The organism is Algoriphagus terrigena DSM 22685 (genome assembly GCF_000429445.1).
Lineage (GTDB): Bacteria > Bacteroidota > Bacteroidia > Cytophagales > Cyclobacteriaceae > Algoriphagus > Algoriphagus terrigena.
In genome coordinates this window covers 80,928-104,097 of sequence record NZ_AUBW01000023.1, presented here as the reverse complement: position 1 = coordinate 104,097, position 23,170 = coordinate 80,928, and the positions used below count along the sequence as shown (strand labels likewise).

Genomic DNA, 23,170 nt, shown 5'->3' with positions numbered 1-23,170 from the left:
GGTCTAATGGTCAAAAATAGTTGGTAAAACACCTTCTAAATTACTGACAGTAAGATTATTACAGACACCTTATTGAAACTGGTTTCAATAAGGTTTTTTTGTTTCATGAAAACTTCAAAAAAAGCGGTGTTGGGCCTGTGGGTTTCTGGACTCCATCAAGTGGGGAAAACAGGCTGGCAAGCAGCGGTATAAGTGTAAAAATTGCGGCATTTTCTTCACAGGTTCCAACCCTTCGGCAGCCAAATCCAACCAGTTTGTTTGGTTTGAAAAATGGGTCGTTGGAAAGCGCACCTTTGAGCAGTTGGTCCTAGAGACCGGCCTGAGCAAGAGCACTGTTCAACGGCTTTTTAAAAGCTATTTGAGGGAGCCCCCGATGCTGTCGGTTTACCCCTCCGAGCGGGTAAATCTGCTCATTGACGGCACGTATTTTACCGGAGATCTTTGCTTGATTTTGTATCGGGACCACACCGTCAAATTCACCCAGCTCTATCGGTTCAGTGATGCAGAACGATACGAAGAGCTCAAAGAAGACCTGGAAAATCTACTGCTCCTTGGAGTGCAGATCGAGTCTATTACCTGCGATGGACATCGGGCATTGCTCCGGGCAATCCGCAAAGTTTGCCCCCAAGTCACCCTTCAGCGATGCGTGATCCATGTACAGCGGATGTGCAGAATATGGCTTTTCAGTAGGCCTAAAAGCATTCCCGGGCAGGAGCTTCGAAGAATTGTGTCTACACTACACCTGATCCAGACCAAGCAACAGCTCAGCTATTGGCTTCTCGAACTCGCCCAATGGGATGGCAGACACCATCAGTTTGTTCATGAGAAAACGGTCAATCCCCTGACGGGCAAGTTTTGGTATAAACACAAACTGTTGAGACGTTCCTTTTCTGTATTAAAAAGTGCGTTGCCGAACCTCTTTGCTTACCTGGACAATCCGAAAATTCCAAAATCAACCAATGGCCTGGAGTCATTTTTCGGACATTTGAAAACCAATTTGAACATTCACAGAGGCCTCTCAACAGGAAACAGAAAAAGCTTTCTGAGGTGGTATCTATACTTCAAAAATGCCAGAAGGAAAGGGTTTTCTTAGCCATGGAACAAGAAGAATGAAGCGTGAAAAAAGGGCTCCGAAAAACGAAGCCCCTTCATTCCACTTGGCAGATTCTATTGCTGGTAAGTTGCTCCTCAGCAGAGCTCACGTCCTCTTCAAACCTGCCCGACATTTTAAGAAATTTTCCAACCAAAGTCACCAACTATTTTTGACCACATTACCCACAAAAAAAGCCCCTGATCCTCGAAGGTCAGGGGCTTTTTGTTGGGAGTTTCTCCGGTGTCAGTCAAACAGCTCAGCAAGTTTGCTCTCCAAGCTTGCCCCCCTGAGATCTTTGGCCATGATCTTTCCCTCCGGATCAACCATATAAGTCGCAGGAATGGCTTCGATCTGATACAGTTCTGCAGCCACTGAATTAAAGTATTTTAGGTCGGAGACCTGAGTCCAAGTCAAGCCATCCTCAGCAATGGCCTTCACCCAATCCTCCTTGGTTCTGTCCAAAGAGACGCCGTACACTTCAAATCCCTTGTCTTTGTATTGATTGTAGAGCCGTACCACGTTTGGATTTTCTTGACGGCAAGGCTTGCACCATGCTGCCCAGAAGTCGATCAGGACATATTTCCCACGCAGATCCGACAGCTTCACCACCGTGCCATCAGGGCCAGGCAGCTCGATCTCCGGCGCTGGCTGCCCCACAGAAAGCGCTCGCATCTCGTCGAGTTGCTGCTTTACTTGAAGAATCGCGGTCGTGCCCGGATAGTTTTCGTTTAGCTTCACCACCAGCTCATCGATGAACTGAAAGTCCGTCTTGGGATTCAAAAGCCCGATGGCCGCCATGGAAGCGAATGAATCCCCCATACTGGTGATCATCTCTTTGACCCGGTCAGCTTGCATGGATTCCAGCACCATCGCTTCTGCCTGAATTTTTTTGATGGCCTCTGAGTCATTCTTGCTCATCGCTTCATAGTAGGCCTCGTTGAGCTTGTTGACTTCTGTCTGATAGGTCTCCATCAACTTCTCCAGCTTGAGCATCTCCTGGGTGTCTGCGGATCCTTCGATCGTCAGGCTTTCTGGATTTGAGAAGTTGTAGTTGACATTCACATCTTCATCCAGGAGTGCGAGGCGGACTACTTTTTGCCCATGGATATTCAGTTCGTAGAAGGTCGGAGTGGCAATCGCCAATTCGTAGGTAAACTCTCCGTTTTTAGAAATTTCCAGCGTATCCAATACTTTGGGTCGGCTGTCTGTAAACTGGGAAAGAACGACCACACCTTCCGGTGCATTCTCGATCTTTCCAGAAATCTTGACCTTTCCTTCGGTATCAGATCCGCTTCCCCCGCAGGAGAAAAAAGCCATCACGGCCAATGTCCAAACTCCTATCATTGCGTATTTCATCTGTTTATTAATTTATTCTAAAAGGTCAGATAGCCTGTCCCGTCCGCCGCGGCGGACCGGGAGAATCTCGCATGGCCAATAATCATCCTCTGGGACACGCTTGAATCATGCTCGATTTCATAAGTTTAATTTTCAAGCAATTCTGTCAAAATTTGCGTAGCAACTTTCGGATCTGCCTTACCCTTTGATTTCTTCATCACTTCACCCATAAACATGCCCATCAGGCCTTTTTTGCCCGAGCGGTATTCTTTTACTTTCGCGGCATTTTCTGCCAGAACACTTTCCACAATCGGCTTCAGCGAATCCGCATCGCTTTCCTGAATCAGATTCAGGCGCTGGGCGATTGCCAGGGAAGTTTCCCCAGCCGCTTTAAACAACTCAGGATATATCTTTTGCGAAGCTGTGGAAAAAGAAACTTTCCCTTCGTCCACCAAGGCGATCAGATCCGCCAGTGCCTCGGGTTGAATTGGATACTCACGAATATCGAGCCCTTCGTCGTTCAGATGAGACTTCACCGGCCCCATCATCCAGTTCGAAGCAGCTTTGTAGTTGTTCGTTTTGGCACAAAGTGTATCAAACCAAAGGGCAATTTCCTTTGATTCGGTCAGGAATGCTGCGTCATAAGCAGGCAATCCATAGACGTCCATAAACTTATGGTAAAGCTCCCTCGGCAACGCAGGCATGGATGTTTTTACCGATTGCAACCATTCTTCCGAAATCACCACCGGACTCAAATCGGGCTCCGGGAAGTAGCGGTAGTCATTCAAATCCTCTTTGGTTCGCATGCTCGCCGTGATTCCCGTATTGGCGTCGAAGGTTCTGGTTTCTGAGATCACTTCAATTCCGGCTTCCAACAAGCCGATGATCCGCTCGTGCTCGTGCTCGATGGCCCGGGCGACGTTGCGGAAGGAGTTCATATTCTTCACCTCTACCTTCTTGCCGTATTCTGTCGCGCCTTTCAGCATCACAGAGACGTTGGCATCACATCGAAGCGATCCTTCTTCCATATTGCCGTCACAGATATCGAGGTACTTGACCAGTTTTTTGATTTCCGCGAGGAAAGCATAAGCTTCCTCAGGTGTACGCAGATCCGGCTCGGTGACGATCTCGACCAGCGGAGTGCCAGCCCGGTTGTAGTCTACTAAAGTATCTGTTTCTCCCGCTAGATGGATGGACTTGCCAGCATCCTCTTCCATGTGAACCCGGTTGAGTTGGATCACCCGCTCGGTACCGTCGGCCAGTTGGATCGGCACGACCCCTCCGACACAGATTGGTCCCTTGTCTTGAGTGATCTGATAGCCTTTTGGAAGGTCAGGATAGAAGTAATTTTTTCTGGAGAAAATATTATGTCGCGTGATCTCAGAATTGCAGGCCAATCCCATCCGGATGGCAAACTCCACGGCCTTTTTGTTCACTTTGGGCAAGGTACCCGGATGTCCCAAAGTAATGACAGAGATCAGCGTATTCGGCGATTGTCCGTACTCGTTTGCGTCGGCGGCGAACATTTTACTCTCAGTCAGCAACTGTGCGTGGACTTCCAAGCCGATCACCAACTGATATTTATTTCTGAGTTCTTCGCTTAACATTTTTTGCTATTTCAGCGATTATAAAAACATTTCCTTGGCCTTGCCCACTACTTTTCCCAGTCCGGCGAGATCCTTTCCACCTGCGGTCGCAAAGAAGGGCTGACCTCCTCCTCCACCCTGGATTTCTTTGGCAAGATCTCGAACAATCTGACCTGCGTTCAGTCCTTTGCCGGCGATAAGCGCTTCATCCAAGATGACTGCAACCTGAGGTTTGTCCTCAATCTTGGCAGCCAGGATGACCAAGGCATTTGACACCTCGTTCTTCAATTCGTAAACCAGCTTCTTCAAGGAATCCGCATTAGGCAGTTCGATTTGCCCGATCAGGATATTCATCCCGTCTTTTTCGACCACTTGCTTCAAAAGCTCAGTTTTCAATCCCGAAGCTTTCTCCAGATGTAGCGATTCGATTTCCTTACGCAGTTCATTTCGTTCCTGAATCAGGGCTTCAATGGCCTTCTTCACATCTTTCGGATTCTTCATCAAGTCTTGAATCTCCCTGACCAAAGTCTCCTGCTCACGCAAATACCCTTCGGCAGCCTTGGATGTGATCGCTTCAATCCTACGAACTCCAGAAGCAATGGATCCCTCGGACGTGATCTTGAACAAGCCGATCTGACCTGTAGAAGGAACGTGCGTTCCTCCGCAAAGTTCGACGGAGAAGTTTTTATCAAAAGTAATCACACGGACAAAGTCCCCATATTTTTCACCAAAAAGCGCGGTTGCACCCATCTTTTTCGCTTCCTCAATCGGGACATTCCGCTGCTCAAAAAGCGGAATATTCTCCCGCACCTTGGCATTGACGATGGCTTCCACCTGAGCGATTTCATCCTCGGTCATCTTCCCAAAGTGGGAAAAATCAAACCGGAGCAGATGCTCGTTGACCAGTGAACCCCGCTGCTGGATATGATCACCCAGCACCGCCTTCAATGCTGACTGGAGCAAGTGCGTCGCCGTGTGATTATTCATGCTCAGTTGTCTCCGCTCGCGGTCTACTTCCGAGGAAAATCTTGCCTGGGGATTGGCAGGCAGCTTCTCGACAAAGTGCACAATCAGGTCATTCTCCTTCTTGGTGTCCAGCACGCGGATCTTTTCAGAATCGGAAATCAACCAACCGGTATCTCCAACCTGTCCGCCACTCTCAGCGTAAAAAGGAGTCTTGTCCAGCACCAATTGGTAGCGGTCGCCCTTTTTGTCAGTGATCGTACGATGCTTGATAATATGGGAGTACGCCTCGGTAAAATCATAGCCGATAAACTCCACCCCGGTGTCTTCACTCACCAAGATCCAGTCACCTGTTTCTTGCTCAGACGCGGCGCGCGAGCGTGTTTTCTGCTTTTCCATCTCCTCGGAAAAACCTTTCTCATCCACCGAAAAGCCATTTTCTCTGGCGATCAGGGAAGTCAAATCCAATGGAAAACCAAAGGTATCATACAGCTCAAAAGCTGTCTTGCCGGGAAGTACGTTTTCGCCTTTCGCGGTCAGCTCAGCCTTGATCGATTCGAGCATTTTCAGCCCGTTGTCCAGAGTCCTCAGGAAAGAAGCCTCCTCTTCGTAGATCACCTTGGCGATAAACTCCTGCTGCTGTCTCACTTCCGGGAAAATATCTCCGAAGTACTCTGCGATCAATGGAGCCAGCTCAAACAGAAACGGCTGCTGCAATCCCAAAAAGGTATAGCCATAGCGAACAGCTCTTCTGAGAATTCGACGGATAACATAGCCAGCCTTATTGTTGGATGGGATCTGACCATCGGCAATGGTAAATGAAATGGCGCGGATGTGATCCACAATCACGCGGAACGCTATATCTGTCTGCTCGTCCAAGCCATAGGTCTTGCCGGATTTCTTGGCAATCGCGTCCAAAAACGGCGTGAACAAATCGGTATCGTAGTTGGAAGACTTGAACTGTACTGCTCTCACCAGACGCTCAAATCCCATTCCCGTATCCACGTGCTTGGCGGGAAGCTCTTTCAGACTTCCGTCCGCCAATCTGTTAAACTGCATGAAGACCAGGTTCCAAATCTCGATCACCTGGGGATGGTCATTGTTGACCAGATCTTGACCGGGGATCAGCGCCCGTTCGGCGTCGGATCTCAGATCGATGTGTACCTCAGAGCAAGGCCCGCAAGGTCCGGTATCGCCCATTTCCCAGAAGTTGTCCTTCTTCGAACCCATGATTATACGCTCCGTCGGAACGATCTTACTCCACAGATCGAAGGCTTCCTGATCCATTTCGAGCTTGTCTCCCGAGTCTCCTTTGAAAACAGAGGCGTACAATCTGTCTTTTGGCAGTTGATAGACTTCCGTCAGAAGCTCCCAAGCCCACTCGATCGCTTCTTTTTTGAAGTAATCTCCAAAAGACCAGTTGCCGAGCATCTCAAACATCGTGTGGTGATAGGTATCCACACCGACTTCTTCGAGGTCATTGTGCTTCCCGCTTACCCGAAGGCACTTTTGTGAGTTGGCGACCCGTGGGAATTTGGCAATCTCATTGCCGAGAAAAGCGTCCTTGAACTGGTTCATCCCCGCGTTGGTAAACATGAGGGTGGGGTCGTTTTTGACCACAATCGGGGATGAAGGAACGTACTGGTGCTGTTTGGATTGGAAAAACTCGATGAAGGTACTCCGTATTTTCTTTGCTTCCATGGAAGGTCTGAGGTGCAGAAATGAACTATTAGTGTTAATGAGCCTATAAAAAGGCCTTTTTTATCGGGGGACAAAATTAGCAGAATTGATGGGCTTATGCATATCTCTGTCGGGAATTTGAGGAAAGGGCGAAAAAGACGGATGGGTTCTGGTCGTGCTACCTCTCCGTGAGCGGTTTCGACTTGAGGAAGGGAACTCTTGGGCGCAGATCTAAAAAATCCGTTGTATTAAGTCTTAATTCTAGCTTCTTGATTCTAATGTCTCACGTCTTATCTCTTGCGTCTTGAAACTTCCTTTTTACTTTTAGACAAAATACCAAAACCCAAACCGGAATGTCCTACCTCGATCAAATCACTTCCCCTACACTTTTAATCAGCGAGTCCATCACCCGGGCCAACATCAAACGGATGGCCGACAAAGCCAAACGAAACGGCAAGAAACTCGTGCCCCACTGGAAGACCGCCCAATCCCACGAAATCGGAAACTGGGCCAAAGAATACGGCATCAGAGAAGTGACCGCTTCCTCCATCAAGATGGCAGAATATCTATGCGGACAAGGCTGGGACAACATCCACATCGCGTTTCCTTTCAATCCTCTGGAAACTCCAAAACTCAGCCAGCTCGCCGCCACTCAATCCTTTTCGGTGCAGTTGGTAAATGCCGCAACTGCTCAAAAACTCGTCGACGGACTCAGCAACTCTGTTGGATTTTTCATCGAGATCGATGCTGGCTACGGCAGAACCGGCGTGCATATCTCTGACTTTGGCACCATAGAGGAAATCCTCCGGATCGCCAGCAAGTCCGAAAACCTGAATTTCAAGGGCTTTTATCTACATCCTGGCCACACCTACTATACGTCTGACAAGGCTGGAATCTATGAGCAAAGCCGTCAGGCGCTACACATGCTTAAGATGAAATACCAAGGCGAGTTCCCAAATCTCCTGACCCGCGTGGGCGATACACCAGGCTGTGCCGTGACGGAAGACTTTGGCGACATCGACGAACTTGGACCTGGAAATTTTGTCTTCTTTGACCTGATGCAGGCAGAGTTGGGCAGCTGCACGAAAGAAGATATTTCGGTCTGTCTCGCGGTGCCGGTCGTCGACATCAGCAAAGAGCGCGGAGAGATCCTGATCCACGGTGGCGGAGTTCACCTGGCCAAGGACGTCCTGATCGACGCTTCAGGTAACAAGAACTTTGGAGAAGTTGTATTCCTGAATGAAAACGGCTGGACAATCCCTGCTGACCGCTCCTATCTGAAGAGCATTTCACAGGAACATGGCGTGATCAAAGCGTCTGATTCGCTACTCGCTTCGGTCAAAGTCGGCGATCTCCTGGGTATCCTGCCGGTTCACTCCTGCATGACGGCAGATTGTATGGGGGAATATCTGAGTTTGGATGGGAAAAAGATCGATCACTGCGAGGGATAGTGAACAGGTTAAACCCCTTTTGATTCCGCTCAGCGCGACAGCATTTTCGGGATGAGCGGAATCAAATACTTTTCGACAACTTTTCAGAGTTCAGATAACGGCGCTTTGATCAGCGGACAGTTTTCGATGACTGTTCAAAAAATACTATCACTTTAACGAGTCACTCAATAAAACGAAAAACGTCTATGCATCCACCACTCGAAATCACCAAGACACTTCACGCTTCACCCGCTCGGGTTTTTGAAATGTTCTCTACCAAAGATCATCTGGTCAACTGGTGGGGGCCGAAAGGAATGGACATGGAGATCAAAACTTTCGATTTTCGTCCTGGGGGCGTTTTTCACTATGTACTCAAAGCCGGCAATGGCTTCGAGATGTGGGGGAAATTCAGCTATCTGGAAATCGACGCGCCACATCGGATCGCCCTGCTGAACGCCTTTTCCAATGCCGAAGCGGAGACCGTCAAGGCACCTGAAGTTCCCTTCGGGCCCGACTGGCCACTGGAAATGTGGACTGAATATACTTTCTCACCCGATGGAGAGGGCTGCCAACTCAAGCTTACCTCCTATCCTCATCATGAGTCTGAAGCGTCACAGCTGTTATTTTTCCAAAATCACGACAACATGAAACAGGGATTCAAAGGCACCTTTGACAAACTTGAAGCCTATATATCGGAACTCGCAGGCTGAGAACTGAGTATATTATCTTAACTTAAAGTATCCTCACCCATAGACCTTTCTCCAGATGACACACGCCTCCACAATCGATCCGGGAACTGCTGCATTTTTAAGCTTTCTCATTCCCGGTTGGGGTCAGTTTCGCAGAGGCAAGAGACTTCAGGGGCTGGTCTGGATGGTCGTTGTGATCGCGGGCTATTTTCTGCTGATTGTTCCAGGATTGATTCTGCACCTCATTTGTATTCTGGAAGCGTATTGGAGGGAGTAAGCCTTCAAAATAGAAGCCTATCCAATTGTCCTGCTAGACAACAGATACTCACTTGTTTCATTACGTAATACAGCATTCGGCCTTTCCCTAGTCAAATTTATCCTTGCCATAGATCGGCAACTTGATCGCTGCGTATACGTCGGCAGTTCTGGACTTTTTAGAGATCGCATTAGTCAGGATCGACCCCGATCCGATGAGTACCGGTCCTATCCTGACACCGAGCCCCCACGAAGCCGTCGAATCATATTGTCGGTAGCTGATTGGACTATACACGCTCAGCCAGCGCATCTCCATGCGCGGTGTGATAGTGGCGGTATTGATCACCCGACTCACTGGGATCTCGCCGTCCTTGCTCAAAGCAATACCTGCCTGCGCACTGACATAGAATCGGTGGCCTATTCCATAGTCCAAGAAAATCTGTAGGGAGGTAGGCAAACCCAAAGTCCCTTCAAACGGCCGCTCTGTCCCGGTATAGTTGTCTTCCAGCACTTCCTGAAAATCCTTCTCCACAAACTCGTCTCCTGAGATCGTAGCGCTCATATCGTAGTTGACCCGGTATCCGTCGTGGTATTGGACTGAGCCAATGTCCAACACAGAGACGCCCGCTCTGAGCTTGTAATCGTACCCTTCGGTGTTCCCTTTCAATTCATAGATGAAACCCAAGTCGACGGCAAAACCGGGCTGTACCTCTGAGAAATTCACATCATCCGAGTCAAAGCCTAATGAATAGCCATAATCTAAGGTTCCCAGGGTCGAGAGAAGATTACTGGAGGAATTGTAGTCAGCACTCAGCTGCGGCGTGTTTCCGAAGACTCCCCCCGCGCCGAGAAGGAGCTTCAGATTTGCTCCTCCGCTGAAGCTGTGATTAGCACGCTCTACCAAAACCCGGGAGTAACCCAATCCAATTTCGCCCCACACGTGCGCAATTCCCGAAAGATCCTCCATCTCCGCGGTGAAGTCCACCATTCCCGTTTCGCTGTTGGCCACCAACTCATAAAAATCCCCATCGATGTTATTCAGGTTGAAAAAACCCCGCGCCCGGGTAGTCAGCGAAACCATGCTCCGCGCGTTAAGCCGCATCAACACCGAGGGACCGAGTATATCCACATTTCCAAAGAAGTTATTGTCTGGCTGAGGATTGGTCACCACATCGTCATCAAAACTCAGCCCCTCGAGAACATCGTCCAAGTCACTCAGATTGATAGACAGGTAGTCACTGCCGGCAAACGCCGACCCGCCGATCAGATTGATGTCAAGATTGGCGCGCGAAAGCGTGCCCAAGGCGGGATTTAAGGTCAGAGACTGCACCCCTACGCGGCTGTCAATCTGAGCACCGACGAAATTCTGGGACATTGTTGGCAGAGCGACTGCGGTCAATACCAGCAAGGCGGCTAATTTTTTCATAAAAGCATCGGGGTTGGTAGAGATCAATTGGAAAAGCGGACAATCGGAACCTTAGCAGATTTTTAATGTTTGGTTCGCTCAAAAATCTAAGATTAAATTAGTAAAATTTCCTTGTTTGACCTATCCAGCTGAGCGGCTGATTGGGGGAAATTTTGCAAAGTCCAGCATCCTCGATGCGCCATTGCCACAATCCTGAGACAAAAGGATTTTCCAACTGACTATTTTATTGGCTTTCCTCTCTATTTTAGCAAAAGCCTCTAACCGGACCTTAGCCAACAAATCTCCATGAACTCTCTTCAATCGCGCTCATCCCTTTCCCGTAATTCTTCTCACCACCGGGGATTTGGTAAAGTGACAAAGTGGACTGCCACGCCTCTTGGCATCGAAGGACAAAGTGAGTTTTCTTACTTCCGAATCAGCGTTTTTCTGGACGGAGTCATCCGAGTCCAGGCCAGTCTTTTCGAATCCTTCGAATCCAATCCCTATTCGGTCGTCTCCTCGCCTGAAAAGGTCGATTTTAGCCTGACGGAAAAAGACAATCAGCTCCACCTGACCACTTCCACAGTTCATCTGACGCTGGACTTGGCCAGCTTCAAGCTTGCCTTTTTTGACCTTGCGGGAAATCTCCTGAATGAAGATGACTCGCTCGGCATCGCATGGATCGGAACCGAAGTGACCGCCTACAAGCAAGTCCAACCCCTGGAGAAATTCATCGGACTGGGCGAAAAGACCGGAAATCTCGATCGTGCCGGCAGGGCATATACAAACTGGAACACAGACTATTTTGCCTATGGAGTCGGCGACGATCCGCTCTACATGAGCATCCCATTCTACATGGGAATTCATGAAAAAGGCGCCTACGGCATCTTCTTTGACAATACCCACAAAACAGTCTTCAACTTTGGAGCATCCAATAACCGCTTCGTCTATTTCAGCGCAGAGGACGGAGATTTGGATTATTACTTCATACACCAACCCTCCGTTGCTGAAATCATCAGCTCCTATACGCGGCTCACCGGCCGGATACAACTGCCCCCCAAATGGGCTTTGGGCTTCCAACAGTGCCGTTATTCGTACTATCCGGACTCCGAAGTCTACACGGTAGCTCAGACTTTTCGCGACAAAAACATGCCTGCCGATGTGATCTATCTGGACATTCACCACATGGAAGGCTACAAGGTTTTCACCTTTGATGAGGAAAAATTCAAAGATCCGAAAGCGATGATCTCCCGGTTGAAGGAGAAAGGCTTCAAGGTCGTCGTCATCATGGACCCCGGCATTAAGACCCAGCGGGGTTATCGTCCGTTCGAAGAAGGGCTCGAAAAGGATCTCTTTGTGAAATACCCAGATGGAAAAACGTACGAAGGGCAAGTTTGGCCGGGCTGGTGCGCCTTCCCGGATTTTACCAAAAGCGAAACCAGATCCTGGTGGGCCGAGAAGATGGCTTTCTATACCGAAGCCGGAGTAGAGGGCTTCTGGACTGATATGAACGAACCCGCATCCTGGGGCCAGTTCACTCCCAATCTGATCGAGTTTGAATACGAGGGGGAAAAGGCATCCCACCGAAAGGCCCGCAACATTTACGGCATGCAGATGGCCAGAAGTGCGCAGGAAGGTTCTTCAATTCAGAACCCAGACAAACGGCCCTTTGTGCTGACCCGCGCAGGATTTGCGGGAGTCCAGCGGTATGCCGCTGCCTGGACCGGAGACAATGTCGCTTCGGAAGCGCACATGATGGCCGGAGTTCGGCTTGTGAACAGTCTTGGCTTGAGCGGAGTTGCCTTTGCTGGCTATGATGTAGGAGGATTTGCGGGTGAGGCTAGTAAATCTCTTTTCGCTAGATGGATGTGCATAGGCGCCTTCGCGCCTTTCTACCGGGCGCACTCGATGATCAACAGCAACGATTCCGAGCCCTGGGCTTTCGGAGAGGAAGTCGAGGAAATCAGCCGAAACTACATGAAGCTGAGGTACAGACTTTTGCCGACACTTTACAGCAAGTTTTACTCGAGTAGTCAGACTGGCCTCCCGCTCGCAGAGAGTCTCGCCGTGCAGTATTCCGGCGACCGTTCCGTTTATCTTTCGGCCTATCAGAATCAATATTTGTTCTGCGATTCCCTGTTAATAGCGCCTGTCGAGAGTACCAAAGAAATCACCAAAGTGTACCTTCCGGCCGGAGAATGGTACTATCTGTTTTCTGACGAAAAACACCTCGGCAATCGGACGATCTACCAGGAATGTCCCTTGAGTTATTTGCCGGTATATGTCAAATCAGGGCAGGTTTTCACGATGCAGTCTGATGTGATTCATACAGGAAGCACTCATGATCGCGTGCTGCGGATTCACGTCTACAAGGGGATTTTCGGATCAGAATTCCTTCATTACGAGGATGCGGGAGATGGGCTGGAATACCTAACAGGGGCCTATTTTAGGAGAAAAATCAGCTATGATCCCAAGAACGGATCCTTGGATTTTGTAGTTGCCGAGGGAACCTATCCGAGCGATTTTACCAAGCTGAAAGTCTATTTCCATGGATTCTCCACTGATTCAGTATCGGTTGCCGGGAAAACCCTTTCACTTCAGACCGAAGACTACGCCTTCCTGGGGAAGCTGACCGAGTTTGATCCTTTGCCGGAGGAAGATCATCCTTATTTTGAAATCAAGGACCTTCCCTATATGGAAATAGATCACCTTACTGATTCATTCCAGATCACTGGGCTGATTTGATCGGGGTCGTTTGGTAGATCCGAAAACGACATGCCACTCAGGACTGATCCAGCGCTAAACATCACAAAGACCGAATTCATTTGAGTTCGGTTTTTTACTTTTACACCAAACTCAAGATTATGAAAACTCTCCGCATTACCGGTGTCCCTGAACATTTCAATTACCCTTTTCGACTGGTGGAGCAAGAGCAGCCATTTGCCGATCGGGGCGTGAAAATCCAATGGATAGAGGAATCCCGCGGTTCGGGTCAGATGAATATCGCCCTGCGAAATGACGAAACTGACATCGCGCTGCTCTTGACGGAAAGCTTTCTGAAAGATTTTGAAGCCGGAAATCCATCTAAGATGATCGGCTTTCACGTGGATTCTCCCTTGATCTGGGGTATTCACGTCGGCACAAACACCCCTGCAAACACGCTATCTGACGTGGATAAAAAGTCTTTCTTGGTTAGTCGGATGGGCTCTGGCTCACATCTGATGGCTTTGGTTTTGGCCCAAAAAGAAGGCTGGAAGAAAGAAGATCTGACGTATGATGTCATCGGGAACATGGACGGCGCCAAGCTTGCTATGGATCATGGCAATGAAGGGATGTTTCTTTGGGAAAAATACATGACCGCTCCCATGGTGAAAAACGGAACGATGAAGCGGATTGGAGAAGTGCCGAGCCCATGGCCTTGCTTTGTCATGGTCGCGTCAGATAAGGCGCTGGCTGAATTGGGGCCCTTGATCTTTGAGCTTCGGGATTATATTTATAAGACTTCCGAATTCTTGATGAAGGATCCGAATCGAGTTCAGACTTTGGCTTCGGCCTATCACCTGGCCGAGCGGGATGTAGAGAAATGGCTAGAGCAAACCCGCTGGACTACTGAAGCGAAAGTCCCGCGAAGTGAACTGGAACGAGCAATAAAGACCATGCAGGGCCTCGGAATCCTCAATAAAGAACTACCCCTTGAAGACTTTCTCGCCGATGGAGACCTGCGAGTGCTTGATTGACTCGCCTCTTGGAAGGCGTACCCAGAACTTGGTTCCGTGACCGAGGTGGCTCTCGATGGTGATTTCGCCGCCGCACTTTCTGGTAAACTCTTTGGCCAGCTGGAGACCGAGCCCAGAGCCTTTTTCCTTATTGGTGCCGGGTTTAGACTTGGTCAGTGAATAGGAATCAGACAGGATGAGCTCGATCTGCTCGTCCGACATGCCCACGCCCTGATCCAGCACGCACCAATGAACCCACTTTTCGTCTGTCTCGGAGAAGATCGTCACCGAATCCTCCGGGTTTGAAAACTTCACCGCGTTGTTTAGGATATTCCGGATCACCACTTCGATCAAATCCTGATCCGCATATACCCGGACATTGGGAGCCATGTGATTGAAGATGGTCAACTTTTTCTCCGAAAAAGACGCCATCAATAACTTTAGGGAATTTTCGACGATGCTGCTGAGGTCAAATTCCGTCAAATTCACATGAAAGCCCTCCATCTGGGACATGGACCATTTCAAGGTGTTGTTGAGTGTGAAATTGACCGAATCGATGTCCTTGTTCAATACATGAAGCAATTCTTCAAATTCTTCCTTTTCCAGATCACCGGCCAAAAGCAGATCCACCACGGACTTGACCTGACCGACCGGACCGCGCATATCGTGCCCCAGGATCGAGAAAAGCTTGTTTTTGGTTTCATTCATCGCCTTGAGTTGAACGGATTGCTTTTCCAAAACAAGATTTTGAGCTTCAATCTGTCGCTGTTGATTCAACAGATCTGTATTGAATAGACGGACATTCTTGTTGAGAAAGTACATGCGGATCACCAATACTCCGATCAGGGCAGCGGTGATGGCAAAGAATATGATGTACCTCTTGGAGGTCTCCAGTCGGTAGGCCTGATTTTCATTCTGAGTCTTAAGCAATTCCAGTTCTGAATCTCTCAGGTTGCTCTGAAACATATTCTGAAGGAGGGCCAACCGGTCCTGGTTTGCTTTATTTTGAAGCTGGTCATTCAGTTCCAAAAATCGGGATTGGTGAAAATATGCTTTTGGGATATTATCCCTGATTTTGTAGAGACTTGCCAAGTAGCGGTGGCTTTTGGAGAGCTCATCCAGAAAATTATTTTGCTCACAAAACTCGACAGAATACAGCAACAGCTCTTCCGCCTGATCCAACTTCCCCCCAAGTAGATAAGCATTGCCCAATCTGTGCAAAACCCCGGCCTCAAAGGACTTGACTCCCTGGTCCCGGGCCAATTGCAGCGACTTTTCGAAGATGACTTGAGCTGAATCATAGTTTGCCCGGCTGAAGAAAACATCCCCAATCACCCGATTGGCAAACGACGTCAGGTAGGGAGATCCCGCGTCCTCATTCAACTTGATCGCGCGCTTGGCATATATCATCGCCGAATCAAGTTGATTGATTTGGACAAGATTTAGGGCTATATTATTTAAGCTTCTGATTCGGGTAGACAGGTCATTAACCTGAGTGGCAAGCTCATATCCCTTTTTGAATTGACTGATTGCTGTCTCATAATTCTGCTGCTCGTAATAGAGCGCGCCCATATTGTTCATGAGACGGGCGGCCTGTAGCTTGTCATCCGTGTGCATGGCGACATCGTAAGCGCGCTGCGAAAAATCAAAGGATTTCCGCCACTGTCCCTGCCGATAATAGACCCAACCGATATTCTCGAGTGCCCGGCTCAAGCCGGCAGAATCCCCGAGGGCCTGCGCAAGCGAATCTGACTCTATCGAATATGCTAAGGCTTCGGCCTGGGATTTTTCCCTGAGTTCTGTAGCCAGCTGATTGAGTACAACGATGCGTTCCTTGCCCTCTATCCCCGGCAAGATAGATTTAAGACTGTCCAGATTTAACCCCTGTGGGAACCCCAACCCGGGAGAGATTAAACAAAAAAGAAGAATTAGGAGAATCGGGCGACTCAACACAGTAGACTAATGATGGTTGTGTCGCAAATTAGCGATTATCAGAAACATAAAAATCAAATTTGTGTATTTCAAACAAAAAATGGGCGATACGCCCACCCTTAAAGATTGTCCCAATCCCAGTCCTTGTTGATCTGGCTGATCGCATGATGTGCGGTCAGATCATACTGACACGGTACGATGGAGACGTAGTTATTGGCAATCGCCCATTCGTCGTTGTCCTCCCCTTTGTCAAAATTCACAAAGTTGCCAGCCATCCAGAAGTATTTCCTGCCAGTAGGGTCATAGCGCTCCGCAAACTCCTCCTGCCATTTCGCATCTGCCTGGCGACAGATTTTGATTCCCTTGATCGGTTCATTTCTTTTGGGTGGAAAGTTCACATTCAGCGCCACACCTTTGGCTATGCCTCTCTCCAATACCTGACGGGCGATCTTCTCTACCCACTCTTCGACGTGGGAAAAGTCAGCTTTTAAGGAAAAATCACAAAGGCTAAACCCAATCGACGGCAAGCCCTCCATAGCTCCTTCGATGGCGGCAGACATCGTACCTGAATACAAGACCGAGATGGAGGTGTTGGATCCATGGTTGATTCCACTGACGACCAAGTCGGGTTTTCGGTCTTTAAGTACGTGGTGCTTGGCAAGCTTCACGCAATCCGCCGGAGTTCCGCTGGATTTGTAGGCAATCACATCCTCGAAAATCTCCTCCTCATAGAGTCTGAGCGTCTCTCCGATTGTGATGGCGTGGCCCATGCCCGATTGGGGACTATCCGGCGCGACCACCACGACGTCGCCGAGTTTTTTCATGACCGAAACGAGCACACGGATACCTTTGGCGGTGATTCCATCGTCATTGGAGACGAGGATAAGCGGTTTTGACATAGAGGTTAATTCTGCAATTCGTTGTAATAGGCGGTAATTCTAAGCAAATCTCCCCGCTTATCATGGTCGAGGCGATTCTTTCTCATAAAAAGTAAAATCTCATCATCATAACCTGGGAGCATCGTAAACAAGTCTTTTTTGTTCAGGCTGTATTTTTCGATACTTCCGTTTTTCAGAAAGTAATAATTGAATGCAAGTCGATATTCTGTCTTAGTCTTAGGCCCATTTGAAGGACTCATTCCAATTACCCCTTTAGTCCCTGTATTTTCGTAAAAAGTCGCAATATATTCCCTACATAGAAGCGTAATATCACTGCCCTCTGTCAGGACTTCAAAGAAAACCGGCGTTTCATTTTCGCCATTTTGACTATAAGGAATACTATAAAAAGTTCTTACCCCATCATTTGTTTCGTTATGAATTTCAAAATGACTGACATTGTAGGCTGTAAAGGTAGAGATGGTCTCAGTTTGTAGCTGAACAAAATTATTTTCCAGATCATATTTTACCAAGCCTGCATAAGTCTGCCCATCTGCACCATAGATACTGCCTTTGTACCACAATTGGGAGGGAAAATGATTCTGCGCAAGCAAAGAAAGCGCCCCCACAACCAGCAAAGTCAAGGTAAACACTGCTTTTATTAAGAATTCTTTCATGCTCCCACTATGATTTGTGACGAGGATGAGCGGCTTTGGCATAAAAATTAATTCTGCAACTCGTTGTAGTAAGCGGTAATTCTTAGCAAATCTCCCCGCTTGTCGTGCTCCAGTCTGTTCTTTTTCATGAAAAGATCAATCTCCTCATCATAGCCCGGCAGCATCGCAAAAAGATCCTTGCGCTTCAAACTGTAGCGTTCCATCTTCCCATTTTTAAAAAAATAATAGTTGAACGCTAGCCTGTAGCCCGAATAGTTCTGTGGTCCCCAAAACGGATTCATCCCCATTCCGCCCCAGCTATTGTTCATTCCGCGTGTGTCAGTGGCGATATATTCTCTGCAAAGCAAAGCAAGTTCATCTCCTTGCGTCAATACTTCGAAGAACGTGGGAGTCTCGTATTCGCCGTTGATGGCATAGGGAAGGCTATAAAACTTCCTGGTTCCGGCGAAAATCTCGTCGTAAATCTCAAAGTTGGAGACATTAGAAGCAGTGAAAGTCTCGACGTTTTCGTTCTGAAGCTGCACCAGATTGTTGTCCAGATCATATTTGATCAGGCCAGATACGGTGGTTCCGTCATTGAGATAGATATTTCCTTTGTGCCAAACCTGAGACGGGAACTGGTTGCTACTCTGAGCTAAGACGTGAACCAAGCTCAAGAATAGAAGGCTAAGGGTGAGAATAGTCCTTTTCATGTTGATCGTTGTGCTTAGAATAGTACGGACAAATTTCAATCGGGTTTACTATGAGACGGCAAGAGCTGCCCTACTTCTTAGCTAGCAGTCCTACTTGAGAATGTTGTGGCCCATTTTATCTCTTTTGGTGGTGAGATATTTTTCGTTGTGCGGATTGGGTGCGATCTCGATGGGCACCTGCTCTACGATCTCCAATCCATACCCCAGGAGGCCAACACGCTTTTGAGGGTTGTTGGAGATCAGTTTGATCTTGCTGATTCCCAGATCCCGCAGTATCTGCGCACCTACGCCATAGTCTCTGCCATCCATAGGCAAGCCTAGCGCAATGTTTGCCTGGACGGTGTCCATGCCTTGCTCTTGAAGTTTATAAGCCTTTAACTTGTTGATCAGACCGATACCGCGACCTTCCTGATTCATGTAGAGGACCACTCCCTTGCCTTCTTTTTCGACCATTTGCATGGCAGCATGAAGCTGAGGTCCGCAGTCACATCGACAGCTTCCAAAGATGTCTCCAGTCGCGCAGGAAGAATGGACTCTTACCAATACCGGCTCAGTTGGTTCCCAGGTACCTTTGATCAAAGCCATGTGTATCTCCTGCGTGTTGGTCTGTCTGAAAGCGATCAGGTCAAAATCCCCCCAGCTGGTGGGAAGTTCCACTCCGATTTCACGCTTGATCAGCGACTCGTTTTTAAGTCGATAAGCGATAAGATCCTTGATCGACACAAGCTTCAGATTAAAGCGTTCGGCAACCTTGACCAGATCCGGCAGACGGGCCATGGTCCCATCTTCATTCATGATCTCTACCAAAACGCCAGCCGGCGCCATTCCGGAAAGTCTCGCAAAATCAATTGCTGCCTCGGTATGACCGGCTCTGCGGATCACTCCGCCCCGCTTTGCCTTAAGCGGGAAGATATGCCCTGGTTTGCCCAGTTCGCTCGGATGTATCGAATCATCAATCAGCGCCTTGATTGTTTTGGCGCGGTCTGAAGCTGAAATCCCCGTGGTACATCCATGCCCAATGAGATCAACTGACACGGTAAAAGGAGTCTCGAAGGCAGCGGTGTTATTCCCGACCATGAGCTCCAGCCCGAGCTGCTCGCAACGGTCTTCGATCAGCGGCGCACAGATCAGGCCGCGTCCATGAGTAGCCATGAAATTGACGATCTCGGGCGTGACTTTTTCAGCAGCGCAGACGAAATCACCTTCGTTTTCGCGATCCTCATCGTCTACTACGATGATGACCTCACCGTTTTTGATTGCTTCGATGGCGTCTTCTATCGGGTCTAGCTGGTACGTTTCCAAGGAGTTTGTTTTTGAATTCATAAAATTAAAGAGCGCAATTTAGTTGCTTTCCTCTTAAAACAGGGAATAGCCAAAGAAAGTTTGGCTTTAACCAATGACTATTCCAAGCTCTTTACTGAGTAGGATCTGGACCTTCTTCACCTCTAAAAATATGTTCTGAAGAACCAGTATTTGTTCGAAATCTTCCCGGTTTGCGTCGGCTGAACGGATGTTCCTGCTGGCTTCGTCCATCAGTTTCTCGACGTATCTTTTTTTGAACCAAAGAAGCGCCCGATAGCTGCTCGCCGCCAAGTCGTCCTTTTCCGTCGGAACCAAGATCCCGTGCCGGCCAGTCCAATGGGGAGAGATTTCCCAGCGCTGCTGGACCAGATCGATCACCTCGGTCTTTGCCTGACCCGGAAACTCATCCAGCAGACTTTTCAAATCCAGTCCTTTTCCCTGCGTCGTAATTCCCTTAAAGAGGCCGTATATCCGTTCGTAGTTAGCGGTTTGAAATTTTGTCTCCAGCGTTTCGCTGAGCAAATACTCCAACACGGTATTGCCGTCATCTGCCAGGTTCTCGCCGGCATAGAGTGCCATCAGCCGGAGAATCTCACGCTCATGTATTGATAGTTTTTCCAGAAAAGAAAGCTGCCCCTGACTCGGGACGAGTTCTTCCAGCTTCTCTTCTGCCTCAGCTTCTTCCTTAGCTTTCTGAAAATGATCCTTATTACTCTTAATCAGTGACTTATTCAGCTCCGAATGGATGATCTCCTCCTCGATCTGCAATAGTCCCGAAGCCTCTTTGGCATAGACTGAGCGGATAATCGGATCGGGGATTTTGCCGATGCTCTGGACGATCTCGCGGATCACCTCTGCTTTCCGGATCGGATCTCTGGCAAATTCATCCTGATACAGCCCAATCTTAAATCCGATAAAATCCCGCTGGTTTTCTTTCAGATAATCCTGAAAAGCCTGAGAACCGACTTTTCTCGAGTAACTATCCGGATCCTCTCCGTCTGGGAAGACGACTGCTTTGACGTTCAGGCCGCCTTCCAGCAGCAGATCAATCCCACGGATCGACGCCTTGATCCCAGCAGAATCCCCGTCATACAGGACCGTCACCTGATTGGTGAAGCGCTTGATCAGCTTGATCTGGCCGTCGGTGAGCGAGGTCCCCGAGGAGGCCACCACGTTTTCGATCCCCGACAGATGCAGGGAAACCACATCCGTATATCCTTCGACCAGAAAACAGTTGTCCAGATCACGGATGGCTTTTTTGGCCTGAAAGATCCCATAGAGTACATCACTTTTGTGATAGATCGGCGTCTCCGGCGAGTTGATGTACTTCGGTTGGTTTTTGTCTTTGGTGAGAATCCTGGCTCCAAAACCAATCGCCTTGCCGCTGACGTTGTGAATCGCAAAGGTCACCCGTCCGCGGAAGCGGTCATACACGCGGCTGGCATCTCCTTCCCGCTGGAGAATCAGCCCGGCTTTGAGCAGGATGTCTTCCTCAAATCCGGCGATTTTCGCGGCTTTCAGGAAATGGTCCCATCCATCAAGCGCATAGCCGAGGTCAAACTTCTCGATGATCTGCGGGTTGAATCCCCGCTCTTTGAAATAGCTCAGACCGATGGATCTTCCTTCTTCGGTTTGGAGGTTTTTGACGAAAAAATCCTTCGCAAAATTCAATGCAATAAAAAGACTCTCCCGCTCATTTTGCTCCTGGTTTTGCTCAGGGGTGCGGGTTTCATCTTCCTCGACTTCGATCCCGTATTTTCCCGCCAGGTGACGGATTGCTTCCTGGAAACCAACCCCCTCAATATCCATGATGAACTGGATGGGATCGCCAGCTTTGCTACAGCCGAAGCATTTGTAGATCTGCTTTGCCGGGGAGACCGAAAATGAAGGCGACTTTTCCCCGTGAAAAGGACAGCAGGCCCACATATTCTGCCCTTTTTTCTTCAAAGGCAAGTAATCTCCTACCACCTCTACGATGTCGGCACGTTCTTTTACTTTGTCGGATGTCAGCTTGCTGATGCTCATGGATTGGGAAAGTAAGCAAAGTTAAGAGCAGAGATTTGATTTGGCTCCACAAAATCGGCAGAACTATTTGGTTCCAGCTTAAGTTCACTCAGACAAGGTTGGAATGTGGTTTCATAAAGCGACATTCTTGAAGTAACTTGCCAAAAATTTAGAATTACCCATGCAATTGACCGCAGAATCTGTTAAAAAATCACTTTCGAGAGTTCAGGATCCGGATCTAAAGAAGGATCTGGTCACCCTGGGAATGATCCAGGGAATACACATCGAGGGCAACAAGGTGAGTTTTAAGGTCGTGCTGACCACTCCGGCTTGCCCGCTGAAAGAGGTGATCAAAAACAACTGCATCGAAGCCTTGGAGCAGGATCACGGCACGGATTGGACATGGGATATCTTCATGACCTCACAGGTGACCACCATCCGGGATGCAGGGCCGATCCTGCCAGAAGTGAAAAATATCATCGCCATTGCTTCCGGCAAAGGCGGCGTCGGCAAATCCACCACTGCGGTCAATCTCGCGGTGGCTTTGGCCCAGCTTGGCGCGAAAGTTGGCTTGGTAGATGCCGACATATCAGGACCGTCAGTACCGACGATGTTCAATGTGGAAGGCGAGCAACCCACAGTAAAAAAAGTCGGAGAAAAGAACATCATCGTCCCAATCCTCCAATACGGAGTCAAACTGATGTCGATTGGTTTCTTGACCCCGACAGACAGCGCCGTGGTGTGGAGAGGCCCGATGGCGAGCTCGGCTTTGCGGCAGTTTATCGTGGACGTGGAATGGGGCGAGCTGGATTACCTGCTCATCGATCTGCCTCCGGGCACTTCGGACATCCACCTGACGATGGTGCAGACCGTACCGGTCACAGGAGCAGTGATCGTCACTACACCCCAAAAAGTAGCCTTGGCGGATGCAAACAAGGGATTGTCCATGTTCAGACAGCCTCAAATTAACGTTCCCATCTTAGGTGTTGTAGAAAATATGGCTTACTTTACACCGGAAGAATTGCCTGAAAACAAATATTATATCTTCGGAAAAGAGGGAGGTAAAAAGCTTGCCGAAAAATACGAGGTGCCGTTTCTGGGAGAAATCCCCATCATACAGAGTATCCGCGAAAGCGGTGACACGGGATACCCCGCAGTATTGAAAACCGGACCGACCAAAGACGCCTACATGGACTTGGCAGAATCAGTAGCCCGACAGGTAGCCATCCGAAATGCCTCAGTAGAAAAAACATCAGTTGTAGAAGTAAAAGCATAAGTAGTAATGGAAGCTGGACTAAGAGAAAAAATTGAATTTGCTTTAGATACGATCAGACCATATTTGGAAGCAGACGGCGGCAATGTAAGGATCGTCGAATTGACGGAAGACTTCGTCTTGAAGATAGAGATGATGGGCAACTGCGGCTCCTGCCCGATGTCTACCATGACATTGAAAGCCGGTGTCGAAGAAGCAATCAAGCGAGCTATCCCTGAGATCACCCGGGTGGAAGCTGTCAATCTTACTATCGCCTGATTGTC

General features: G+C 48.7%; 18 protein-coding genes. 8 read left to right on the top strand and 10 right to left on the bottom strand.

Annotated features, from left to right (window positions below; translation table 11 throughout):
• Positions 1-145: 145 nt before the first annotated feature.
• A complete protein-coding gene (locus tag G459_RS0119630) occupies positions 146-1,093 on the top strand; it encodes an IS256 family transposase, variant Zn-binding type (protein ID WP_026966501.1) in 948 nt (315 codons plus the stop codon).
• A 243-nt stretch (positions 1,094-1,336) separates the two neighbouring features.
• Here the strand turns inward: G459_RS0119630 and G459_RS0119625 are convergent, their stop codons facing one another.
• The 3 genes from G459_RS0119625 to alaS all read right to left on the bottom strand — a co-directional run bounded on the left by G459_RS0119625 (position 1,337) and on the right by alaS (position 6,678).
• Positions 1,337-2,449, bottom strand: a complete 1,113-nt coding sequence (locus G459_RS0119625; protein WP_026969169.1) for a TlpA disulfide reductase family protein — start codon at positions 2,447-2,449, stop codon at positions 1,337-1,339.
• A gap of 125 nt (positions 2,450-2,574) precedes the next feature.
• Positions 2,575-4,035, bottom strand: a complete 1,461-nt coding sequence (gene gatB, locus G459_RS0119620; RefSeq protein WP_026969168.1) for an Asp-tRNA(Asn)/Glu-tRNA(Gln) amidotransferase subunit GatB — start codon at positions 4,033-4,035, stop codon at positions 2,575-2,577.
• An 18-nt stretch (positions 4,036-4,053) separates the two neighbouring features.
• On the bottom strand, positions 4,054-6,678 hold the full coding sequence (gene alaS, locus G459_RS0119615; protein ID WP_026969167.1) for an alanine--tRNA ligase: 2,625 nt from the start codon (positions 6,676-6,678) through the stop codon (positions 4,054-4,056).
• A 332-nt stretch (positions 6,679-7,010) separates the two neighbouring features.
• Here alaS and G459_RS0119610 point away from each other — a divergent pair, with 332 nt between their 5' ends.
• The 3 genes from G459_RS0119610 (at position 7,011) to G459_RS0119595 (ending at position 9,053) form a co-directional block, all read left to right on the top strand.
• Positions 7,011-8,108 carry an alanine racemase gene (locus tag G459_RS0119610; RefSeq protein ID WP_026969166.1) on the top strand — a complete coding sequence of 366 codons (1,098 nt, stop codon included), beginning with the start codon at positions 7,011-7,013 and terminating at the stop codon, positions 8,106-8,108.
• Between the two features lie 185 nt (positions 8,109-8,293).
• Positions 8,294-8,797 (top strand): SRPBCC family protein, encoded by a 504-nt coding sequence (locus tag G459_RS0119600; protein ID WP_035456468.1) that lies wholly within the window; start codon positions 8,294-8,296, stop codon positions 8,795-8,797.
• A 55-nt stretch (positions 8,798-8,852) separates the two neighbouring features.
• Positions 8,853-9,053 carry a hypothetical protein gene (locus G459_RS0119595; protein WP_051315323.1) on the top strand — a complete coding sequence of 67 codons (201 nt, stop codon included), beginning with the start codon at positions 8,853-8,855 and terminating at the stop codon, positions 9,051-9,053.
• Between the two features lie 87 nt (positions 9,054-9,140).
• On the opposite strand, the gene G459_RS0119590 is transcribed toward G459_RS0119595, so the two are convergent.
• Positions 9,141-10,457 carry a DUF5723 family protein gene (locus tag G459_RS0119590; protein ID WP_026969163.1) on the bottom strand — a complete coding sequence of 439 codons (1,317 nt, stop codon included), beginning with the start codon at positions 10,455-10,457 and terminating at the stop codon, positions 9,141-9,143.
• 285 nt (positions 10,458-10,742) lie between these two features.
• Here G459_RS0119590 and G459_RS0119585 point away from each other — a divergent pair, with 285 nt between their 5' ends.
• Together G459_RS0119585 and G459_RS0119580 are read left to right on the top strand one after the other, a co-directional pair.
• Complete coding sequence (locus G459_RS0119585) at positions 10,743-13,181, top strand: glycoside hydrolase family 31 protein (RefSeq protein ID WP_026969162.1); 2,439 nt, start codon at positions 10,743-10,745, stop codon at positions 13,179-13,181.
• A gap of 119 nt (positions 13,182-13,300) precedes the next feature.
• Positions 13,301-14,173, top strand: coding sequence for a type 2 periplasmic-binding domain-containing protein (locus G459_RS0119580; protein ID WP_026969161.1), 873 nt, complete (start codon positions 13,301-13,303; stop codon positions 14,171-14,173).
• Here the strand turns inward: G459_RS0119580 and G459_RS0119575 are convergent.
• The 6 genes from G459_RS0119575 to dnaG form a co-directional block, all read right to left on the bottom strand.
• Positions 14,123-16,051, bottom strand: a complete 1,929-nt coding sequence (locus tag G459_RS0119575) for an ATP-binding protein (RefSeq protein ID WP_026969160.1) — start codon at positions 16,049-16,051, stop codon at positions 14,123-14,125. The genes G459_RS0119580 and G459_RS0119575 overlap by 51 nt on opposite strands.
• A gap of 152 nt (positions 16,052-16,203) precedes the next feature.
• Positions 16,204-16,983, bottom strand: coding sequence for a 5'/3'-nucleotidase SurE (surE, locus tag G459_RS0119570; RefSeq protein ID WP_026969159.1), 780 nt, complete (start codon positions 16,981-16,983; stop codon positions 16,204-16,206).
• 5 nt (positions 16,984-16,988) lie between these two features.
• Positions 16,989-17,636 (bottom strand): hypothetical protein, encoded by a 648-nt coding sequence (locus tag G459_RS0119565; protein ID WP_026969158.1) that lies wholly within the window; start codon positions 17,634-17,636, stop codon positions 16,989-16,991.
• A gap of 47 nt (positions 17,637-17,683) precedes the next feature.
• Positions 17,684-18,328: a hypothetical protein gene (locus G459_RS0119560; RefSeq protein ID WP_026969157.1), complete on the bottom strand. Its 645-nt coding sequence runs from the start codon at positions 18,326-18,328 to the stop codon at positions 17,684-17,686.
• Between the two features lie 90 nt (positions 18,329-18,418).
• Positions 18,419-19,651, bottom strand: a complete 1,233-nt coding sequence (locus G459_RS0119555) for a bifunctional 3,4-dihydroxy-2-butanone-4-phosphate synthase/GTP cyclohydrolase II (RefSeq protein WP_035456465.1) — start codon at positions 19,649-19,651, stop codon at positions 18,419-18,421.
• A 66-nt stretch (positions 19,652-19,717) separates the two neighbouring features.
• Positions 19,718-21,655, bottom strand: a complete 1,938-nt coding sequence (dnaG, locus tag G459_RS0119550) for a DNA primase (protein WP_026969155.1) — start codon at positions 21,653-21,655, stop codon at positions 19,718-19,720.
• A gap of 160 nt (positions 21,656-21,815) precedes the next feature.
• Between dnaG and G459_RS0119540 the strand changes: the two genes are divergently transcribed.
• Complete coding sequence (locus tag G459_RS0119540; protein ID WP_026969154.1) at positions 21,816-22,910, top strand: Mrp/NBP35 family ATP-binding protein; 1,095 nt, start codon at positions 21,816-21,818, stop codon at positions 22,908-22,910.
• A gap of 6 nt (positions 22,911-22,916) precedes the next feature.
• Positions 22,917-23,165 carry a NifU family protein gene (locus tag G459_RS0119535; RefSeq protein ID WP_026969153.1) on the top strand — a complete coding sequence of 83 codons (249 nt, stop codon included), beginning with the start codon at positions 22,917-22,919 and terminating at the stop codon, positions 23,163-23,165.
• The last annotated feature ends 5 nt before the right edge of the window (positions 23,166-23,170 follow it).

Coding starts and splice junctions, on each gene's coding strand:
- G459_RS0119600 (WP_035456468.1), top strand. CDS start 8,294: ATGCATCCACCACTCGAAATCACCAAGACACTTCACGCTTCACCCGCT.
- G459_RS0119540 (WP_026969154.1), top strand. CDS start 21,816: ATGCAATTGACCGCAGAATCTGTTAAAAAATCACTTTCGAGAGTTCAG.
- G459_RS0119580 (WP_026969161.1), top strand. CDS start 13,301: ATGAAAACTCTCCGCATTACCGGTGTCCCTGAACATTTCAATTACCCT.
- G459_RS0119585 (WP_026969162.1), top strand. CDS start 10,743: ATGAACTCTCTTCAATCGCGCTCATCCCTTTCCCGTAATTCTTCTCAC.
- alaS (WP_026969167.1), bottom strand. CDS start 6,678: ATGGAAGCAAAGAAAATACGGAGTACCTTCATCGAGTTTTTCCAATCC.
- G459_RS0119625 (WP_026969169.1), bottom strand. CDS start 2,449: ATGAAATACGCAATGATAGGAGTTTGGACATTGGCCGTGATGGCTTTT.
- G459_RS0119565 (WP_026969158.1), bottom strand. CDS start 17,636: ATGAAAGAATTCTTAATAAAAGCAGTGTTTACCTTGACTTTGCTGGTT.
- G459_RS0119535 (WP_026969153.1), top strand. CDS start 22,917: ATGGAAGCTGGACTAAGAGAAAAAATTGAATTTGCTTTAGATACGATC.
- surE (WP_026969159.1), bottom strand. CDS start 16,983: ATGTCAAAACCGCTTATCCTCGTCTCCAATGACGATGGAATCACCGCC.
- G459_RS0119610 (WP_026969166.1), top strand. CDS start 7,011: ATGTCCTACCTCGATCAAATCACTTCCCCTACACTTTTAATCAGCGAG.
- G459_RS0119590 (WP_026969163.1), bottom strand. CDS start 10,457: ATGAAAAAATTAGCCGCCTTGCTGGTATTGACCGCAGTCGCTCTGCCA.
- dnaG (WP_026969155.1), bottom strand. CDS start 21,655: ATGAGCATCAGCAAGCTGACATCCGACAAAGTAAAAGAACGTGCCGAC.
- G459_RS0119555 (WP_035456465.1), bottom strand. CDS start 19,651: ATGAATTCAAAAACAAACTCCTTGGAAACGTACCAGCTAGACCCGATA.
- gatB (WP_026969168.1), bottom strand. CDS start 4,035: ATGTTAAGCGAAGAACTCAGAAATAAATATCAGTTGGTGATCGGCTTG.
- G459_RS0119595 (WP_051315323.1), top strand. CDS start 8,853: ATGACACACGCCTCCACAATCGATCCGGGAACTGCTGCATTTTTAAGC.
- G459_RS0119560 (WP_026969157.1), bottom strand. CDS start 18,328: ATGAAAAGGACTATTCTCACCCTTAGCCTTCTATTCTTGAGCTTGGTT.